13 protein-coding genes are annotated in these 15,763 nt (G+C 34.4%); all 13 read right to left on the bottom strand.

From position 1 onward, the window contains the following. Nucleotides 1–6: 6 nt before the first annotated feature. Nucleotides 7–1,584 carry a HEAT repeat domain-containing protein gene (locus tag TETH514_RS05250; RefSeq protein WP_009052778.1) on the bottom strand — a complete coding sequence of 526 codons (1,578 nt, stop codon included), beginning with the start codon at nucleotides 1,582–1,584 and terminating at the stop codon, nucleotides 7–9. Continuing rightward, on the bottom strand, nucleotides 1,574–3,157 hold the full coding sequence (locus tag TETH514_RS05245; RefSeq protein WP_009052779.1) for an Hsp70 family protein: 1,584 nt from the start codon (nucleotides 3,155–3,157) through the stop codon (nucleotides 1,574–1,576). Before TETH514_RS05245 ends, TETH514_RS05250 begins: the two co-directional genes overlap by 11 nt. A 10-nt stretch (nucleotides 3,158–3,167) precedes the next feature. After that, nucleotides 3,168–5,018 (bottom strand): MBL fold metallo-hydrolase, encoded by a 1,851-nt coding sequence (locus TETH514_RS05240; RefSeq protein ID WP_003866570.1) that lies wholly within the window; start codon nucleotides 5,016–5,018, stop codon nucleotides 3,168–3,170. Between the two features lie 198 nt (nucleotides 5,019–5,216). Then, on the bottom strand, nucleotides 5,217–5,609 hold the full coding sequence (gene dhaM / locus TETH514_RS05235) for a dihydroxyacetone kinase phosphoryl donor subunit DhaM (RefSeq protein WP_009052780.1): 393 nt from the start codon (nucleotides 5,607–5,609) through the stop codon (nucleotides 5,217–5,219). Between the two features lie 14 nt (nucleotides 5,610–5,623). Next, nucleotides 5,624–6,262 carry a dihydroxyacetone kinase subunit DhaL gene (dhaL, locus tag TETH514_RS05230; RefSeq protein WP_009052781.1) on the bottom strand — a complete coding sequence of 213 codons (639 nt, stop codon included), beginning with the start codon at nucleotides 6,260–6,262 and terminating at the stop codon, nucleotides 5,624–5,626. Between the two features lie 18 nt (nucleotides 6,263–6,280). Continuing rightward, on the bottom strand, nucleotides 6,281–7,279 hold the full coding sequence (gene dhaK / locus TETH514_RS05225; RefSeq protein ID WP_003866567.1) for a dihydroxyacetone kinase subunit DhaK: 999 nt from the start codon (nucleotides 7,277–7,279) through the stop codon (nucleotides 6,281–6,283). A gap of 417 nt (nucleotides 7,280–7,696) precedes the next feature. Beyond that, nucleotides 7,697–9,331 (bottom strand): sigma 54-interacting transcriptional regulator, encoded by a 1,635-nt coding sequence (locus tag TETH514_RS05220; protein ID WP_003866566.1) that lies wholly within the window; start codon nucleotides 9,329–9,331, stop codon nucleotides 7,697–7,699. A gap of 19 nt (nucleotides 9,332–9,350) precedes the next feature. Then, on the bottom strand, nucleotides 9,351–9,716 hold the full coding sequence (locus TETH514_RS05215; protein ID WP_003866565.1) for a DUF1667 domain-containing protein: 366 nt from the start codon (nucleotides 9,714–9,716) through the stop codon (nucleotides 9,351–9,353). Nucleotide 9,717: 1 nt separating this feature from the next. Beyond that, entirely contained in the window at nucleotides 9,718–10,977 is a 1,260-nt protein-coding gene (locus tag TETH514_RS05210) for an NAD(P)/FAD-dependent oxidoreductase (protein ID WP_003866564.1), read from the bottom strand. Then, nucleotides 10,970–12,472 (bottom strand): NAD(P)/FAD-dependent oxidoreductase, encoded by a 1,503-nt coding sequence (locus tag TETH514_RS05205; RefSeq protein WP_003866563.1) that lies wholly within the window; start codon nucleotides 12,470–12,472, stop codon nucleotides 10,970–10,972. The genes TETH514_RS05210 and TETH514_RS05205 overlap by 8 nt, the downstream gene beginning before the upstream one ends. 168 nt (nucleotides 12,473–12,640) lie before the next feature. Then, a complete protein-coding gene (glpK, locus tag TETH514_RS05200) occupies nucleotides 12,641–14,134 on the bottom strand; it encodes a glycerol kinase GlpK (protein ID WP_009052782.1) in 1,494 nt (497 codons plus the stop codon). 72 nt (nucleotides 14,135–14,206) lie between these two features. Then, nucleotides 14,207–14,935 (bottom strand): MIP/aquaporin family protein, encoded by a 729-nt coding sequence (locus TETH514_RS05195; protein WP_009052783.1) that lies wholly within the window; start codon nucleotides 14,933–14,935, stop codon nucleotides 14,207–14,209. An 81-nt stretch (nucleotides 14,936–15,016) separates the two neighbouring features. Continuing rightward, nucleotides 15,017–15,586 (bottom strand): glycerol-3-phosphate responsive antiterminator, encoded by a 570-nt coding sequence (locus TETH514_RS05190; RefSeq protein WP_003866560.1) that lies wholly within the window; start codon nucleotides 15,584–15,586, stop codon nucleotides 15,017–15,019. Nucleotides 15,587–15,763: the final 177 nt, after the last annotated feature.

Raw genomic sequence — 15,763 nt, 5'->3', positions numbered from 1 at the left:
ACCTTCTCACATTCTAATGAGCTTGTCTGTTTTTTTATAGTTCTCTTCAATGATTTTTTGTGCTAAATACCTAATCCTAGCACTATTGCTTTCCATTGCATCCCTAAATATTTTTTCATCAATTATATTTTTTAATCCTTTCGCATTTTTGCCTAAAATTTTATAAATCAAATACTGTATTTCTTCCTTTGCAGTGTTTTTTAATTTTTGTATTAATTCTTGTGCTATTTCCTCGTCGAGATTTGTTTCTATTATTTTTAAAGCGTTTATACAAGCATAACCATCATCATTTTTAATAATATACTTTATCCCTTCCGCAATTTGCCTATTTATGTCACTGTTCCTAAGCCCCTTCAATCTTTTAATTTCTTTTATTGCATTTAATAATTCCTCTACAGAAAAACCTGGTTTTACAATATAATAGAATAAATTACTTAGATATTTTATCTCTCCCAACTGAACCAAAGCCGAATAAGCATTAATAGCCAAATAATTATTTTCTAAAAACTGTTTTATCATAGGTTTTGCTTCTAATATTTGCAAATTTGCTAAAGAAGTAATGGCACAAGCCTTTAACTCTAACGATTGATTTTCTTCTTTCAAAATTTCCAACATTACATTTGCACATCTTTCATCTTTCGTATACCCTAACCCAATTACTATATTCATTTTGTTTTCTATGCTAGGATCATAATAAGCCTTAAGTAAATACTCTGTAGCAATGCTCGTCCTCATTTTCCCTAATGTTATCGCAGCTTTTTGACTATATCTCTCCTCATATAGCAGCTCTGCAATATTTTCAACTGCCTTTTCCTTTAGATTCGCTATAACATTAGAATATACAATATTCAAGCTGCTATTTTCATTGTCCAAATATTTTTCTATTATCTGCTTTACTGCCTCATCTCCTAGCACAATAAGCTTTGTTAAAATTCTAAAAGCAAAATTTCTTTCTCTGCTATTAAATCCATTAAGAGAATTAACCATATTCAATATATGAGGAATGCATTTTTTCTCTCCCAATTCTATAAGAGTTTCTGCTGCTATTTCCTTTAAATTATCATTTTCTAAAAGTGTAATTAATTGCTCATAAGCCCTTATTTCTTTTATTTCTCTAAGCGTTTGAATGACAAGTTTAATTTGTTCTTCCCATTCCCATTCTTGCAAAATAGTGATAAGAGCATCGCGGGCCTCTAAGCTGTTATTTGATATATTTTTGAGAATTCTTACCATTCTTTTAAAAACTTCTTCTTGTCTTAAATCCAAAGCCTTTGTACTATATACTATCATCTCAATTGGATTTTGCCCTTCTGATAAAATATTTCTCCCTAATTCAACAATGTCTTTTTCTAAAGAAGTTAGGGCAGATTGGTTAAGAGTAGATAGCAATTGAATTTTTTCTCCAACAAGTTTTGCATTAGTTTCGCTAATATAATATTTAAATAGTTCTCTTTTAAAGTTTTTATCTTTATCTTTCAGCCTTTTTGCTCCCAAATATTCCATTCCTTCATCCATCACCTCTTTAGAAACATTTATAAAAAAATCTTTATTCTCCAAAAGCAACTCCTTCCAGTCAATGCTCATACTTTTCACTCTCCTCGCCAATAGCCACTTGGACTCTTTGCTCTGTAGAAGCTACTACCCATGCGCTCAAAGTCAAAATCCTATTTTTATCAAAATTTATTTTTAGAGAAATAGGCGTGCCGGGTTTTATTAACTTTGAAAAATTTAATTGGACACTTTTTAAACGCTTCATCTTTGGATCCCATAAATTTTTCCCTGAAAATACATCCAAGCGCATCCCCGTAGCATTAGTTACTCTTAAAATCTTGTCATACTCTCTTTCATAAGGTGCTTTTGTACCTTGTGAAACAATCAAAAAAGGTAACCCATTCTTTATATCAATGTATATGTTGGAAGCCAGAACAGGCTCAATTTTGATATTGTTATTTCCTTTATTCAGTTTTTCGCTTAAATAGTGGTAAATTGCTGCTCCCCGCGCAACCGAAAACATAGGGTGTAAACTTATTAAAGCTTTTTTCACAAATAATTTCTCTATGACATTTCGCACAGGCTTATAATTGCTCATACCTCCTGTCAAAAGTACATCATCTATATCTTGAATCATAAGCCCCGCTTTTTCCAAAGTATCTAAAATAGGGTCTACGACATTATATCCCATGTTTCCTTCTTTAACCAATAGAGGTCTTATGCACTCCTCATATTCCTTATTAGATATTTTAAACTTATAAGGTTTCCCTTTTATAAAATTTTCTACAATATTTTCATATATTACTTCTTCTCCCACTGAAATACTAAAAAATTTTCTTGCCTTTTCCATCTCGCAAACCAATCTATTATATACATGCCTTTTTTCATTTTCACTATCAAATAAATCCCCCATTTCCTTCGAACATTTTTCTAAAAGATAAATACTGCCCATTATTAAATCAAAATTTATTCCTCCTACTAGAGTATGAGAAGAAATGGCTATTTCTTCTACAATGAAGTCCTTATCCGTTATTTGTACTTCTAATATCGAGACATCACAAGTTCCTCCTCCTAAATCGAACACCAACATTTTTCTCGGCCGCGAAAAATCTAAATGTCTTTTGTTTTGTGGCAATTTCTTCTCAGTATTTATAAAATCAAGAAGTGCTGCTGTAGGCTCAGAAATAAAATAAGTATTTTGTTCATCAAATCCTGCCATTTTTGCAGCTTTTTTTGTTGCTCGAATTTGGTCGTGATTAAAAGATGCTGGCACAGTTATAACTGCATTTACTACTTCTTCACCAATTTCTCTCTCCAAGCTCTGTTTAGCTTCCTTTAATATTAAAGCTGCCACTTCTTCTGGTGAAAAAAGTTTTCTATCAATTTCCCAAAAATAACCTGACGTTCCTATATAATTTTTACTGTTATAAATAACTCTCTCCGGTTCCTTAACTTTCATAGACTGTGCTATTCTACCCACATACTGATTTCCACTTTTATCTACATATAAACAAGAAGGCAATATTTTATCATAAATATATTCATAGTCTTCATTAAACTGTCCAATATCTATGACCCGAGGCAGTAATTCCCCTTCTTGAGATATTTCCAAAACTGATGCAACCGTATTCGTAGTACCTAAATCTATTCCTACATATCTTTTCATAAACTCCCCCCTATTGAAGTTCTATTATTTCTCCTTCTTTTGGTGCAAAAACTTTTATTCCTTCAATTCTTTTTAAAATTGTTTCTATATTTATTTCACTCTTACTTTCGTATCCCCTGTGAATTACAAAAACAGCAGATGGAGCCATCTTTATAACTGTTTCTAATAGGTCTACCATATTTGCATGATTTAACATTCCAATTTGATAATTTTTTAAACCTTCAATTTCTCTATTATTAGTATCGAGATTCATAATACAGCCCTTTGAAAAATTTTTTATTTCAAAAGCATATATAAAAGATGCACTTCCCTCTTTTAAGTCATTTGAACTGGCGAGAATCACGCAATTGCCTAGGGCTATTTCCTTTTTTATAAAATCTTTTCTATCAGTGTATAAAGTATTTCCAGCCACATTTAGTATTCCATTTCCATATATGGGCCCAGCAAAATTTTCATATAATTTACTAAAATATGCTATATCTCCATCTACATACACATTAAAAGGAATATATGAAAAAGTTTTTCTAAAAAATAATAATAGGTCTTGCCCTTTACCAATAGCATATACAGGTAAAAGTATTCTCTCTTCATCTTTTAATAGTTTTTCTATCGACTTAAGTATCAATTTATCCTGTAAATACTTATTTTGGACACCAAAGTTATTGCCGTAACCATAAGTAGCTTCAGTTATTAAAATATCTACTTTTAAATCGGGAAGAAATCTAAGTCCTTTATTGCTTTCCACATCTTTTAATGTAAAATCACCTGTATAAAAAATTTTTATCCCGTCAATCTCAAGATACACAGCTACAGCCCCTAAAATATGCCCCGCAGGAAATAACTTAAGTTTTACTTCTTTATTTTTTATTCTAAAACTACTTTCTTCTTCTGTATCAAAACTTATAATCTGACTGTCAAAATTTATAATTTCTTCTTCTATTTTTACCTCCAATTTTGTATGTCCCCGCAAAAATATTTGCTTCAAAATTTCTTTAGTAGGTCTTGATATTATAATCGGAGAGTTTAAACCTTTTCTTAATAATTCTACAATTCCCCCAGAATGGTCTAAATGAACATGAGTAATAATTACCAAATCAATATCTTTAATATCTATAGGTAAATTTTTTATAGAATTGTAATATAAGGTTTTATCCTTAATCAAAGCTCCCGCATCTAGTAAAATATTTATTCCCTCATAGGATACCAAATAAGAGCTAGCACCAATATTATCCCCTCCCCAACAAAAAAATTTAAAGTTATGGATGGAGTTAAAATTTTTTCTGGTTTTATGGTAATACTCATTTATTAATTTCGAATCTTCTGGAAACAAACGATAAAGTTTAAGATTTTGTTTTTCTTCTTCACTAATAAGGCCATATTTTAATTTTAGCCGCAATATATATAAATCTTGAGGATTTAATTTATAAGCTTTATCTAAGAATTGGTGCCCTTTTATTTCACCAATTTCTTCGTATATTTCAGCTATAAGCCCATATATTTTAGGCAGTAACAATTTATCTTCTACTTTTTTCTCCATATAAAGTAATTCTTCCAAAACTTCTAAAATCCTTCTTTTATTTTTAAAAGAAAGTAACAATAAATAAAATTTTATCCATTGGTCTTCCCCACTATAATTCATTAATGCTTCAAAAAGGTTTTTTGTTTTTAAAGATTCTTCTACCAAATCTAAAAGAATCACACTTTTTATAAACAAAGCTAAATTATGTTCATCAATTTCTAATTCGCTTTTTAGCTCAAAAAAATGCTCTTTTGCCTCTTCAGGAATACCTATATAAATTTCAAGTATTATCTGCCACAACAGCAAATATTCATATAATTTTTTGTCCAATTTCTTTACCAAACTTTTTTGCTGAAAAACATACCAATAAGCATTTATATAATCCTCCTTTTCTATAAATTCTTTTAGGTTGTTATCGTATACATCATAAATATTTAAAAATGACGTATTCCATCACCTCCTTATGTTTTTATTTTAATACCTTTTGAGTAAAAATTCTACACAAAAACTAAGTCTGGATTTTGTCCAGACTCAAAAATATTAAAATTTATTAAGTTTTTTTGCTTCTTCTGCCACTAAAAGAACTTTATCAAAATCACTACCTATAGAAGCCTCTACACTAGCTGCAATTGCTCCCTCCACTAAAGGTGCATCAGCAATTTTTACTTTACCTTCATATTCCTCTCCCAGGAGTTCTATCGCCATTTGCGCACTCATTACAGCACCTCCAATATCAACTAAAACTACTACTCCTTCTCCCTCGTCTACTTTTTTAATTTCCTCCATTATCTCTGTAGCATCTGTTCCCAATCTGCCATCTTGTGTCCCGCCAGCTATCCCTATAGGAACTTTTCCACCTGTCATTTGGCTTGCAAGTTCATAAATCCCCTCTACTATTTTTCTTGAGTGAGAGACTAACACTATTCCAACCATTTTTTCCTCCACCATCATGATAAATTGACAACATCAGAAAAAGACTTTATCATCAAATATGCTGATGTTGCCCCTGGATCTAAGTGTCCAATACTTCTTTCTCCTAAGTAACTTGCTCTTCCTTTTCTTGCAGAAATATTCTTAGTGTATTCCATTCCCTCTTTTGCAGCATTAGCTGCTCTATTTAATGCTTCAGGTAATGCAATGTTGTTCTCTAAACTCTCTTTTAAAGCTTTATATGCAGGTTCAATAGAATCTATCATAGTCTTGTCTCCTGCTTCGGCTTTTCCTCTTTGTTTGATGCCATCTAAAGCAGCTTCAAAGATTTTAACTATATCCTCTTCAGAAAGTTCATTTTTACCCTGAACTACTTGTCCAGCCCTCATAAAAGCTGTACCATATAAAGGACCAGAAGCTCCTCCCACCGTAGATACAAGAGTCATGCCTATAGTTCTTAATATTGTCCCTATATCAGTAGTTTCAGGCAATGTGGTCAATTTTTGCTTTACGGCATCAAATCCTCTATCTAAATTTATTCCGTGGTCCGCATCACCAATAGCAGCATCCAACTCTGTAAGGTACTCTTTATTTTCTTTTATAACCTCTACAATTTTGTCCACAATTTTTAGGACATCATTTTTTGTGATAACCATCTTCTACCTCCTAAAAATTTATAATTGTTTGAAAGCAGGTGTATCAGCCTTTGCATCTAACAATGTTTTAAGTTCTTCATCTAATTTTAATAATGTTATAGAAAATCCACTCATTTCAAGAGAGGTCATAAATTCTCCTACGTATGTTTTGTAAACTTTGATCTTCTTACTCTCTAAGATTTCTGCTACTTTCCTGTTCGCAACATAAAGTTCCATTAAAGGAGTTGCACCAAGCCCGTTTATCATAACAGCAACCTCGTCATTTTCTTTATAAGGCAGGTCATTTATTATTTTCTCCATTAAATGTTCTACTATTTCATCTGCAGGTTTTATTTTTTCTCTGTGAGTTCCAGGCTCTCCATGTATTCCTATACCAATCTCCATCTCATCTTCTGCAAGAGTAAAGCTGGGTTTCCCTGCTGCTGGAACAGTACAGGGTGTTAGTGCCATTCCCATTGACCTTACATTTGCAATTACTTTCTCAGCTACTCTTTTTACTTCTTGTAAGCTAGCCCCTTCTTGTGCCTTTGCACCAGCAATTTTGTGAACAAAAACAGTTCCAGCAATGCCACGTCTTCCCTGCGTCCAAGTGCTATTTTCTACTGCAACATCATCGTTTACTATCACTTCATCTACTTCTATTCCCTCCATCTGTGCCATTTCTCTAGCCATTTCAAAATTCATTACGTCACCTGTGTAATTTTTAATAATCAATAATACTCCTTTTCCTCCATCCACCGCCTTAATCGCTTCATAAACTTGGTCAGGCGTAGGTGAAGTAAAGACAGCACCAGGGCAAGCCGCATCTAACATTCCATAGCCCACATATCCTGCATGAGCAGGCTCATGGCCACTGCCGCCACCACTTACAAGTCCAACTTTTCCTTCTACAGGTGCATCTTTTCTGACAATTACATCTATGTTGTCAAGCTTTCTCAGGTAAGATGGGTGAGCAGCCAGCAAACCTTCTATCATTTCTTTCACGACATCATTAGGATTATTAATCAACTTTTTCATAATTTACCTCCTCTTAATTTACTTTTGTTAGTTTTTAAATGCAATTTACGTGCCAAATAAATTGTAGCGAACAGGTATAGCTTGTTGACAAAGTAAAAAATTTTTAAAAAAAGTAAAAAATTTTTAAAATAGGATATTTTGCATCGTCACTCCGATGTTCCAAAGCGACAAAACTAAACTCGACCTTCGGGTTCCGGCAGGGTACCGGGCACATTCGACATCCTTGTCTTAGTGCCCGCCTCCGCCATCCGTGGCTACGGCCCTGCCTCCACCCTCGGTTTTGTTAAGTTTTGTTGCCGCTTTGTCACAAGTCGTTCCTTATGCAAAATATCCTATTTACGAAAGTTTGTCTACAGTCTGAAATAGCCTTCAAAGGCTATTTTGGTAAAAAGTATCAACTATTTATTTCTTTTGGTATTATCTATCAACAAGTCCAAATTTCCTTGCTTTTGCAGCAATAGTTTTATGGGTAAGTCCTAAAACTTTTCCTGCTTTATTAAAGCTTTTATATCTTTGTATCGCAGCCTTTATTATTTTATACTCATATTCCTCCATTGTAAGTAGCTCACTATTTTCTCCAAGATAAATAATATCATCATCTGATACAGTAGTAGTTTCATTTCGAATATATTGGGGCAAATCTTCATAATCGATGTAATCAGTATCACTTAATGTTATACACCTTTCAATTATATTTTCTAATTCTCGTATATTCCCAGGCCAATCATAATATATCAATGCTTGCATAGCTTTTTTCGTAACCTTTTTTACATTTTTGTTTAGTTTTTTGTTCAGCTTTTCTATAAAATGTTCGACAAGTAGAGGAATATCTCCTCTTCTTTCCCTTAATGGAGGCAAAATCACAGGTATAACGTTTAATCTATAGTATAAATCTTCTCTAAAAGTCCCCTCTTTTATTGCTTTTTCTAAATCTTTATTTGTCGCAGCGATTATCCTCACATCTACTTTTATAGTTTTTATTCCCCCTACTCTTTCAAATTCCTTTTCTTGAATCACTCTCAAAAGCTTTACCTGAATCTCAGGTGGAATATCTCCTATTTCATCAAGAAATATCGTTCCTCCATCTGCTAATTCGAATTTTCCTATCTTTTGAGTTACAGCTCCAGTAAAAGCTCCTCTTTCATGCCCAAAAAGTTCACTCTCCAATAGAGTCACAGGAATAGCCGCACAATTTACCCTTATAAATGGTTTATCCTTTCTCTTACTGGCGTAATGTATCGCATTAGCCACCAGCTCTTTCCCCGTTCCGCTTTCCCCTCTTATGAGGACTGTTGAATCAGTTTCTGCAGCTTTAGAAGCAATAGTAAGAGCGTCTTTTAATTTTCCGCTATTGCCTATTATTATGTCAAAAGCTTTGTCAAGTTTTCTATCTCTTTTTAGCTCATTTTCCAAATATTCTATTTGAGGGAAGTCATAAAATACTATAACCGCCCCTTCTATTTTTGTACCTGTATAAATAGGTGTTATATTTGTTAACACCACATTTGTGCCTATTTTTAGTTTTTTATTCATCTCTTCTTTGCCAGTTTTTAACACATCAGCAATTTTTATATCCGACATCACTTCTTGTATTTTTTTCCCTATAGCCTGGTCCATATTAATCCCTGTAATACTTTCAGCTGCTTTGTTAAAAATCATTATTGCCCCATTTTCATCAGTAACTATAAGTCCTGAGCCAATAGAATTAAATATTTTCTCATAGGCTATTGAGGTATTTTTTAAAAGTTCATAAGTAGTTTTTTCTTCCTTTTCTTTCCCTAACTCGTTGTAAAAAAAGCCTTTAAACTCTTTTATAGCATTGTCCACATTTGCTCCTTCTACCACTACTTCTATTTCTTCTCCCCGAGAAGCAAAAAAAGTCACCATTGATAACATACTATTTGCAGGAATCAACCTATTGTCATTTATCTTCCTTAAAAATATGCTTACATTGTTTTGTCTGCTTATGTGACTAACCTTTTGAACAATATGGGCAGCAATCTGAGAATGGATACTCACAGGAGTTCTTAATATTTCCCTTCTTCCCTCCATTTTATCACCACGCAAAAACTTATTTTACATAGAGGTTTCTTGTAGCAATTATGTCAACCCCCGTACCTAAAATGTTCTTCACCACTACATCTCCTATTTTTACAGGAGCTTTAACCTCTACCTTAGCCAATTCAAGCATTATTTCTTGTATCTTTTCTTTTGGAACAGGCTCTTTTGTCCTAACAGATAAGAGTGGAAGATGTCCCCCTATTGCTCTCACACTTGTAGTAATAGTCCTTTTAGGCATAGTAACTTCATTTTTAGCATATTCTAATCCTCTAGAACAAGAATATCCTTTTACGCTTTTTATCTCCCCTCCTTCCATTTCAACTTGTATCCTGCAGCCCAAGGGGCAAACTATGCATGTAATTTCTTTTAGTTCCATTTTATCCCTCCTCAACTAAAAAGACAATACCTTCTTCAAGATTTGCATTTTTTAGTATGTCTTTACTTAAATTTACATCAATCATTTCACCAGGGGTTAAGCGCTGCCTTTTTTGTCTTAGTAAATATTTGTCTCCTGACTTTACTGCTAACATAGCATTGTTATAAACGTTAACAGGTCTCATTCTGAATTTTATCCTTTTTTCTATGTTATCTACATTTATCTTTTGCGGAACAACATAACGTATGCCATTACCAGCTTTTACGGCAATATTGCTTTTTCCAAATTCACCTTCTCGAATAAATCGTATTGCTGAATTAGCTGCCAATCTCGCTTCTGCAGTAACATTGTCAACTAAGTCGTGAACTTGAAGGACATTGCCACAAGCAAAAATTCCAGGAACACTTGTTTCTAACATTTCATTTACAATAGGTCCTCCTGTTATAGGGTCTAGCTCTATACCGGCCTTTTGAGAGAGCTCATTTTCAGGAATCAAGCCAACAGAAAGTATTAACGTATCACAACTTATATACTGTGCAGTCTCCATAATTGGCTCTCTATTTTCATCAACTTTGGCAATTGTAACTCCTTCTACCCTGTCTTTGCCGTGAATTTCAATGACAGTGTGACTTAAAAGAAGAGGAATATTAAAGTCCTCTAAACACTGAACGATGTTTCTTGTAAGTCCACTAGAGTAAGGCATGAGTTCTACAACTGCTTTGACTTTTGCTCCTTCTAATGTAAGCCTTCTCGCCATAATAAGCCCAACATCACCAGAACCTAATATCACTATTTCTTTCCCTGGAAGATATCCTTCCATATTTACATACCTCTGAGCAGTACCTGCTGTGAGAATACCTGCTGGGCGAGTGCCAGGTATCATAATAGCACCTCTCGGCCTTTCCCTGCATCCCATAGCTAAAATTATAGCTCCAGCTTTTATTGTGAACACACCTTCCTTAGAATTAACAGCTTTTACAATTCTATCAGGAGTTATTTCCAAAACCATAGTTTCCAACATTACATTTATGTCATATTCTTCTACTTTATCAATGAATCTTTGTGCATATTCTGGTCCTGTCAATTCTTCTTTAAATTCCTGAAGTCCAAATCCATTGTGTATGCACTGCTCTAAAATACCCCCAAGATATTTATCTCTTTCAATTATGACTATATTTTTTACACCCTTTTCATAGGCTTCTACAGCAGCACCCAAGCCTGCAGGGCCGCCACCTATTATGACTATATCATAGTTAAGCATTCTCATACACCTCTTTCTTTAAAACCTCCGATGCTTTTTCTAATAAAAATTTTTTTGTCTCTGCAGTTAGTATATTCGAATTTCTTCCATGCTTTGTAACCTCAAGAGGAGAAATATTAAGTTCTCTTGCTAATATTTCAACAACTCTCGGCCCACAAAAACTTCCCTGGCATCTTCCCATTCCAGCTCTTACACGCCTTTTAACACCATCTAAAGATTTTGCACCTACAGGTCTTCTTATCGCATCTATTATCTCTCCTTCCGTCACTGTCTCACATCTGCATATTATTCTTCCATAAGCAGGATTTTCTTTTATAAGCTTGTTTCTTTCCTCGTCTGAAAGTTCAGTAAATCTTATGACTGGTTTTCTTTTTGGGTTAAAATCTACTTTTTCAATCAACTGAAGTCCAGCATCTTTAAGTATATCCCTTATCATTTCAGCGATAGCAGGAGCTGCAGTAAAACCAGGAGATTCTATTCCAGCAGCATTTATAAATCCTTTCACATCAGATTCTCCAATTATAAAGTCTTTGTCTTCTGTATCAGGAGTCGCTCTAAGTCCTGTAAACTGAGTGATAGTCTTTCTGACATCAAATTTATCCACACTTCTTTTTGCAACTGTAATTGCTTTATTGAGCCCTTCTCTGGTAGTTGCTTTAAATTCTTTATCTTGTATGTCTTCTGAAGTAGGTCCTATCAATAGATTTCCATCAACTGTAGGAGAAACTAGTATTCCTTTACCCATTTTAGTTGGAACCTGGAATATTACTGTCCTTGCAAGATATCCTTGGTCTTTATCTAATATCAAATATTCTCCTTTTCTAGGATGCACAGAAAATGGCTTCGCCCCTACCATGTTATTTATGACATCTGAATAAAGTCCTGCAGCATTGACAACATATTTACTGTAAAATTCTTCTTTGTGAGTTTTTACTATAAAGAAGTCCCCATTTTTTTTGATATCAATTACTTCTGAATTAAAAACAAATTCTGCTCCATTTTGTGCAGCATTTTCTGCCACTGCAATAGTATATCCATAAGGACATATTATTCCTGCTGTTTTGGCATACAAAGCAGCAACTACAGTGTCATTTATGTGTGGTTCTATCTCTTTGACCATATCTTTTGTAATGAGAGACAACCCTTTGACACCATTTTTTATTCCTCTATCAAACAATTCATAGAGCTCTTTTACCTCTTCTTCAGAAAAAGCCACAACTAAAGAACCTGTTCTCTTTATTGGAACATCCAAATCTTTACACAACTCATCGTACATTTCATTTCCTCTGACATTCAGCATAGCTTTTAAAGTACCAGGTACAGGGTCATAACCCGCATGTAGTATTGCACTATTAGCTTTAGAAGCTCCTTCCGAAGCCACATCTTCACCTTTTTCTACAACTAATATTTTTAATTTGTATTTTGAAAGTTCTCTCGCAATTGAACATCCAACCACTCCAGCACCTATTATCAAAACATCGTACATTTCTTTCATAGTCATAAAACCTCCTTAAAAGATAAAAAAACCATATATAACCGACCCCTGTCGGCTATATATGGTTCTCCAAATCTCCACCATACTCATATTTATTTTTTCTTCTCTTTAATAAATATATTCTACAAACATCTTAAAATTCCTGCTACTTTTTATCAATTTTTTATTTTATTCTTCAGCCCATTTCATAGCCCTTTCTACAGCCTTTTTCCAACCTTTATACAATTTTTCTCTCTTTTCATTATCCATAGCTGGTTCAAAATGTTTATCAACATTCCAATTCTTCTCTATTTCTTCTTTGCTGTTCCAGAATCCTACTGCCAATCCCGCAAGATAAGAAGCGCCAAGAGCAGTAGTTTCAATTACTTGAGGCCTGTCAACTGGAACACCTAAAATGTCAGATTGGAATTGCATCAAGAAGTTATTAGCACTTGCTCCACCGTCAATTTTTAAAGCCTGCAATTTAATACCTGAATCCTCTTGCATAGCCTCTAATACATCTCTTGTCTGATAAGCAATAGACTCCAGTGTTGCCCTTATTATATGCTCTCTCTTTGCGCCTCTTGTAAGTCCTACAATAGTGCCTCTCGCATACATATCCCAATAAGGGGCTCCTAATCCTACAAAAGCAGGAACAACATATACACCATTTGTGTCTTCAACTTTCAGCGCATATTCCTCACTTTGAGGTGAATTGTCAATTATTCTAAGCTCGTCTCTCAGCCACTGTATCGCAGCACCTGCTATAAATATACTACCCTCTAAGGCATATTCTACTTTGCCATCAATTCCCCAAGCGATTGTAGTGAGAAGTCCAGTATTGGAAGGTACAGCCTTTTCACCAGTATTCATGAGCATAAAGCAGCCTGTTCCATAGGTGTTTTTTGCCATCCCAGGTTTGAAACAGGCTTGACCAAACAAAGCTGCCTGCTGGTCTCCCGCATCTCCGGCAATAGGTATCTCTACTCCAAATATACTTTTATCAGTATAGCCATATACATAACTGGAAGGCTTAACTTCAGGAAGCATTTGCTCTGGGACATTAAGTTCTTCTAATATCTCTTTATCCCATTTTAATTCATGGATATTAAAAAGCATCGTCCTTGACGCATTAGAATAGTCAGTTACGTGTACCTTACCCCTTGTCAAATTCCAAATAAGCCAGGTATCAATATTTCCAAAAAGCAATTCTCCTTTTTCTGCTTTTTCTCTTGCTCCTTCAACATTATCCAAAATCCATTTTATTTTAGTACCAGAAAAATATGCATCTACTACAAGTCCGGTTTTTTCTCTAATTTTCTTGTCAAAACCTTTATTTTTTAGTTCATCGCATATAGGAGCAGTTCTTCTGCATTGCCACACTATTGCATTGTAAATAGGTTTTCCTGTATTTTTATCCCATACAACAGTTGTCTCTCTCTGATTTGTAATGCCAATAGCTGCAATATCCTCCGGATTAATACCCGCTTTTTCTATAACACCTTTTGCAACACCTATTTGTGTACCCCATATCTCCATTGGATCATGTTCTACCCAACCTGCCTTAGGATAAATTTGCTTAAATTCTTGATTTTGTGAAGCCACAATTTTCCCACTATGGTCAAAAATTATCGCACGGGAACTTGTTGTCCCCTGGTCAAAAGCCATAATGTACTTTGCCATCTCTTTTCCCCCTCATAATTTTTGTTATATTTGTCGGCGAGAGAAAAACTCTCGCCGATTTAAGCTCTTTCACTAATGTATATTCACAATAAGTTGGTAAACTATGGCTCCAAGTATTCCTCCGACTATCGGCCCAAATATTGGAACTATTAAGCCGTATCCCCAATCAGAATCCCCTTTACCTGGAATAGGAAGAACAGCATGAGCTAGTCTCGGGCCGAAGTCTCTCGCCGGATTAATTGCATAACCTGTAGGTCCACCTAAGCTTAAACCTATCGCCCATACGAGAAGTCCTACTAAAAGCGCTCCCATTCCTCCAACAGAGTTATTGCTATTAGTAATTCCAAGTATTCCTATTAAAAGCATGGCAGTACCAAATGCCTCTGTCATAAAATTCTTACCCAAATTTCTTATAGCTGGAATAGTTGCAAAAGTACCAAGCTTAGCTGTGGGATCATCAGTTGCAGCAAAATGATCCATGTACATCAAATAAACAATTATGGCTCCCACAAAAGCTCCCAAAACTTGTGCTATAATGTAGCCTGGCACTAAACTCCATGGAAAGTTCCCTATCGTTGCTAAACCAAGAGTCACAGCTGGATTTATGTGAGCACCACTTATCCATCCAACTACATAAACAGCTACCATTACTGCAAATCCCCATCCCGCTGTGATTACAATCCAGCCGCTATTTTGCCCTTTAGATTTATTCAAGACAACGTTTGCAACAACGCCATCACCTAACCAAATAAGTATCATAGTACCAAAAAATTCAGCAACATATTTTGCAAGGTCACTCATAAAATATCCCTCCATAATTCCAAATTTCAAATCGTTTAACTTTTAAAATAATTATGCAATATGTTAAAACTATCCCTCCTTTCATTCTATAAACCACAGACTTTTTTCGCTTGTTGATACAGCAATGGCGCCAGATTTAAGTGCATTTATAACTTCTTCTTTTGTCTTGACTAAACCTCCTGCGATGACTGGTTGATGCACATCTACTGATATTTCACTTATCACTGAGGGAATTATCCCAGGCATTACTTCTATTGCATCTGGAACTATTTGTTTTGTTGAAGCAAACCCTGTTTTTAATGCCTGGGAATCTAAAATGAAAAGTCTCTGGATGCAGAAAAGATCAAATTGTTTAGCGTGTATCAAAATATTATTGCGGGTAGAGATTATACCATGTGGCTTTATTTTTTCAGCCAAATACTCTACTGCTTTGTTGTCCTTTCCTAAACCTTCAAGCAAATCAAAATGCACAAAAACAATTTTATCATGTCTTTTGACCTCTTGAACTATTTCAGAAATGTTCATTATGTCACCAGTAAGTAAAAATATCACCTGTGCATTTGAAGAAAGAGCCGTATTTAAATCTTTTGCCTCTCGCACTGCAGCTATTATCGGGAAGTCTCTCATTGCATCCAGAATCTTTTCTTTCATCTTTATACCCCCACCTTTTTCTTATGCAAGTAATATGCCAAAAAACTCTTCAGTAAAATGAGTAAAAAAAATAACTATTTGGTATAAAATATCAAAGGTCATTTTTTATCATGATAATTAGTATCAAAATGTTATTTAATTAACATTCTCTTTTCCTCTTGATTTTTTATTGCCATA

It is taken from the genome of Thermoanaerobacter sp. X514 (genome assembly GCF_000019065.1).
Lineage (GTDB): Bacteria > Bacillota > Thermoanaerobacteria > Thermoanaerobacterales > Thermoanaerobacteraceae > Thermoanaerobacter > Thermoanaerobacter pseudethanolicus.
Note: the sequence above shows the minus strand (reverse complement) of the source record. Positions and strands in the feature narration are given on the sequence as shown.

Coding starts and splice junctions, on each gene's coding strand:
- TETH514_RS05250 (WP_009052778.1), bottom strand. CDS start 1,584: ATGAGCATTGACTGGAAGGAGTTGCTTTTGGAGAATAAAGATTTTTTT.
- TETH514_RS05245 (WP_009052779.1), bottom strand. CDS start 3,157: ATGAAAAGATATGTAGGAATAGATTTAGGTACTACGAATACGGTTGCA.
- dhaM (WP_009052780.1), bottom strand. CDS start 5,609: ATGGTTGGAATAGTGTTAGTCTCTCACTCAAGAAAAATAGTAGAGGGG.
- dhaL (WP_009052781.1), bottom strand. CDS start 6,262: ATGGTTATCACAAAAAATGATGTCCTAAAAATTGTGGACAAAATTGTA.
- dhaK (WP_003866567.1), bottom strand. CDS start 7,279: ATGAAAAAGTTGATTAATAATCCTAATGATGTCGTGAAAGAAATGATA.
- TETH514_RS05220 (WP_003866566.1), bottom strand. CDS start 9,331: ATGGAGGGAAGAAGGGAAATATTAAGAACTCCTGTGAGTATCCATTCT.
- TETH514_RS05215 (WP_003866565.1), bottom strand. CDS start 9,716: ATGGAACTAAAAGAAATTACATGCATAGTTTGCCCCTTGGGCTGCAGG.
- TETH514_RS05210 (WP_003866564.1), bottom strand. CDS start 10,977: ATGCTTAACTATGATATAGTCATAATAGGTGGCGGCCCTGCAGGCTTG.
- TETH514_RS05205 (WP_003866563.1), bottom strand. CDS start 12,472: ATGAAAGAAATGTACGATGTTTTGATAATAGGTGCTGGAGTGGTTGGA.
- glpK (WP_009052782.1), bottom strand. CDS start 14,134: ATGGCAAAGTACATTATGGCTTTTGACCAGGGGACAACAAGTTCCCGT.
- TETH514_RS05195 (WP_009052783.1), bottom strand. CDS start 14,935: ATGAGTGACCTTGCAAAATATGTTGCTGAATTTTTTGGTACTATGATA.
- TETH514_RS05190 (WP_003866560.1), bottom strand. CDS start 15,586: ATGAAAGAAAAGATTCTGGATGCAATGAGAGACTTCCCGATAATAGCT.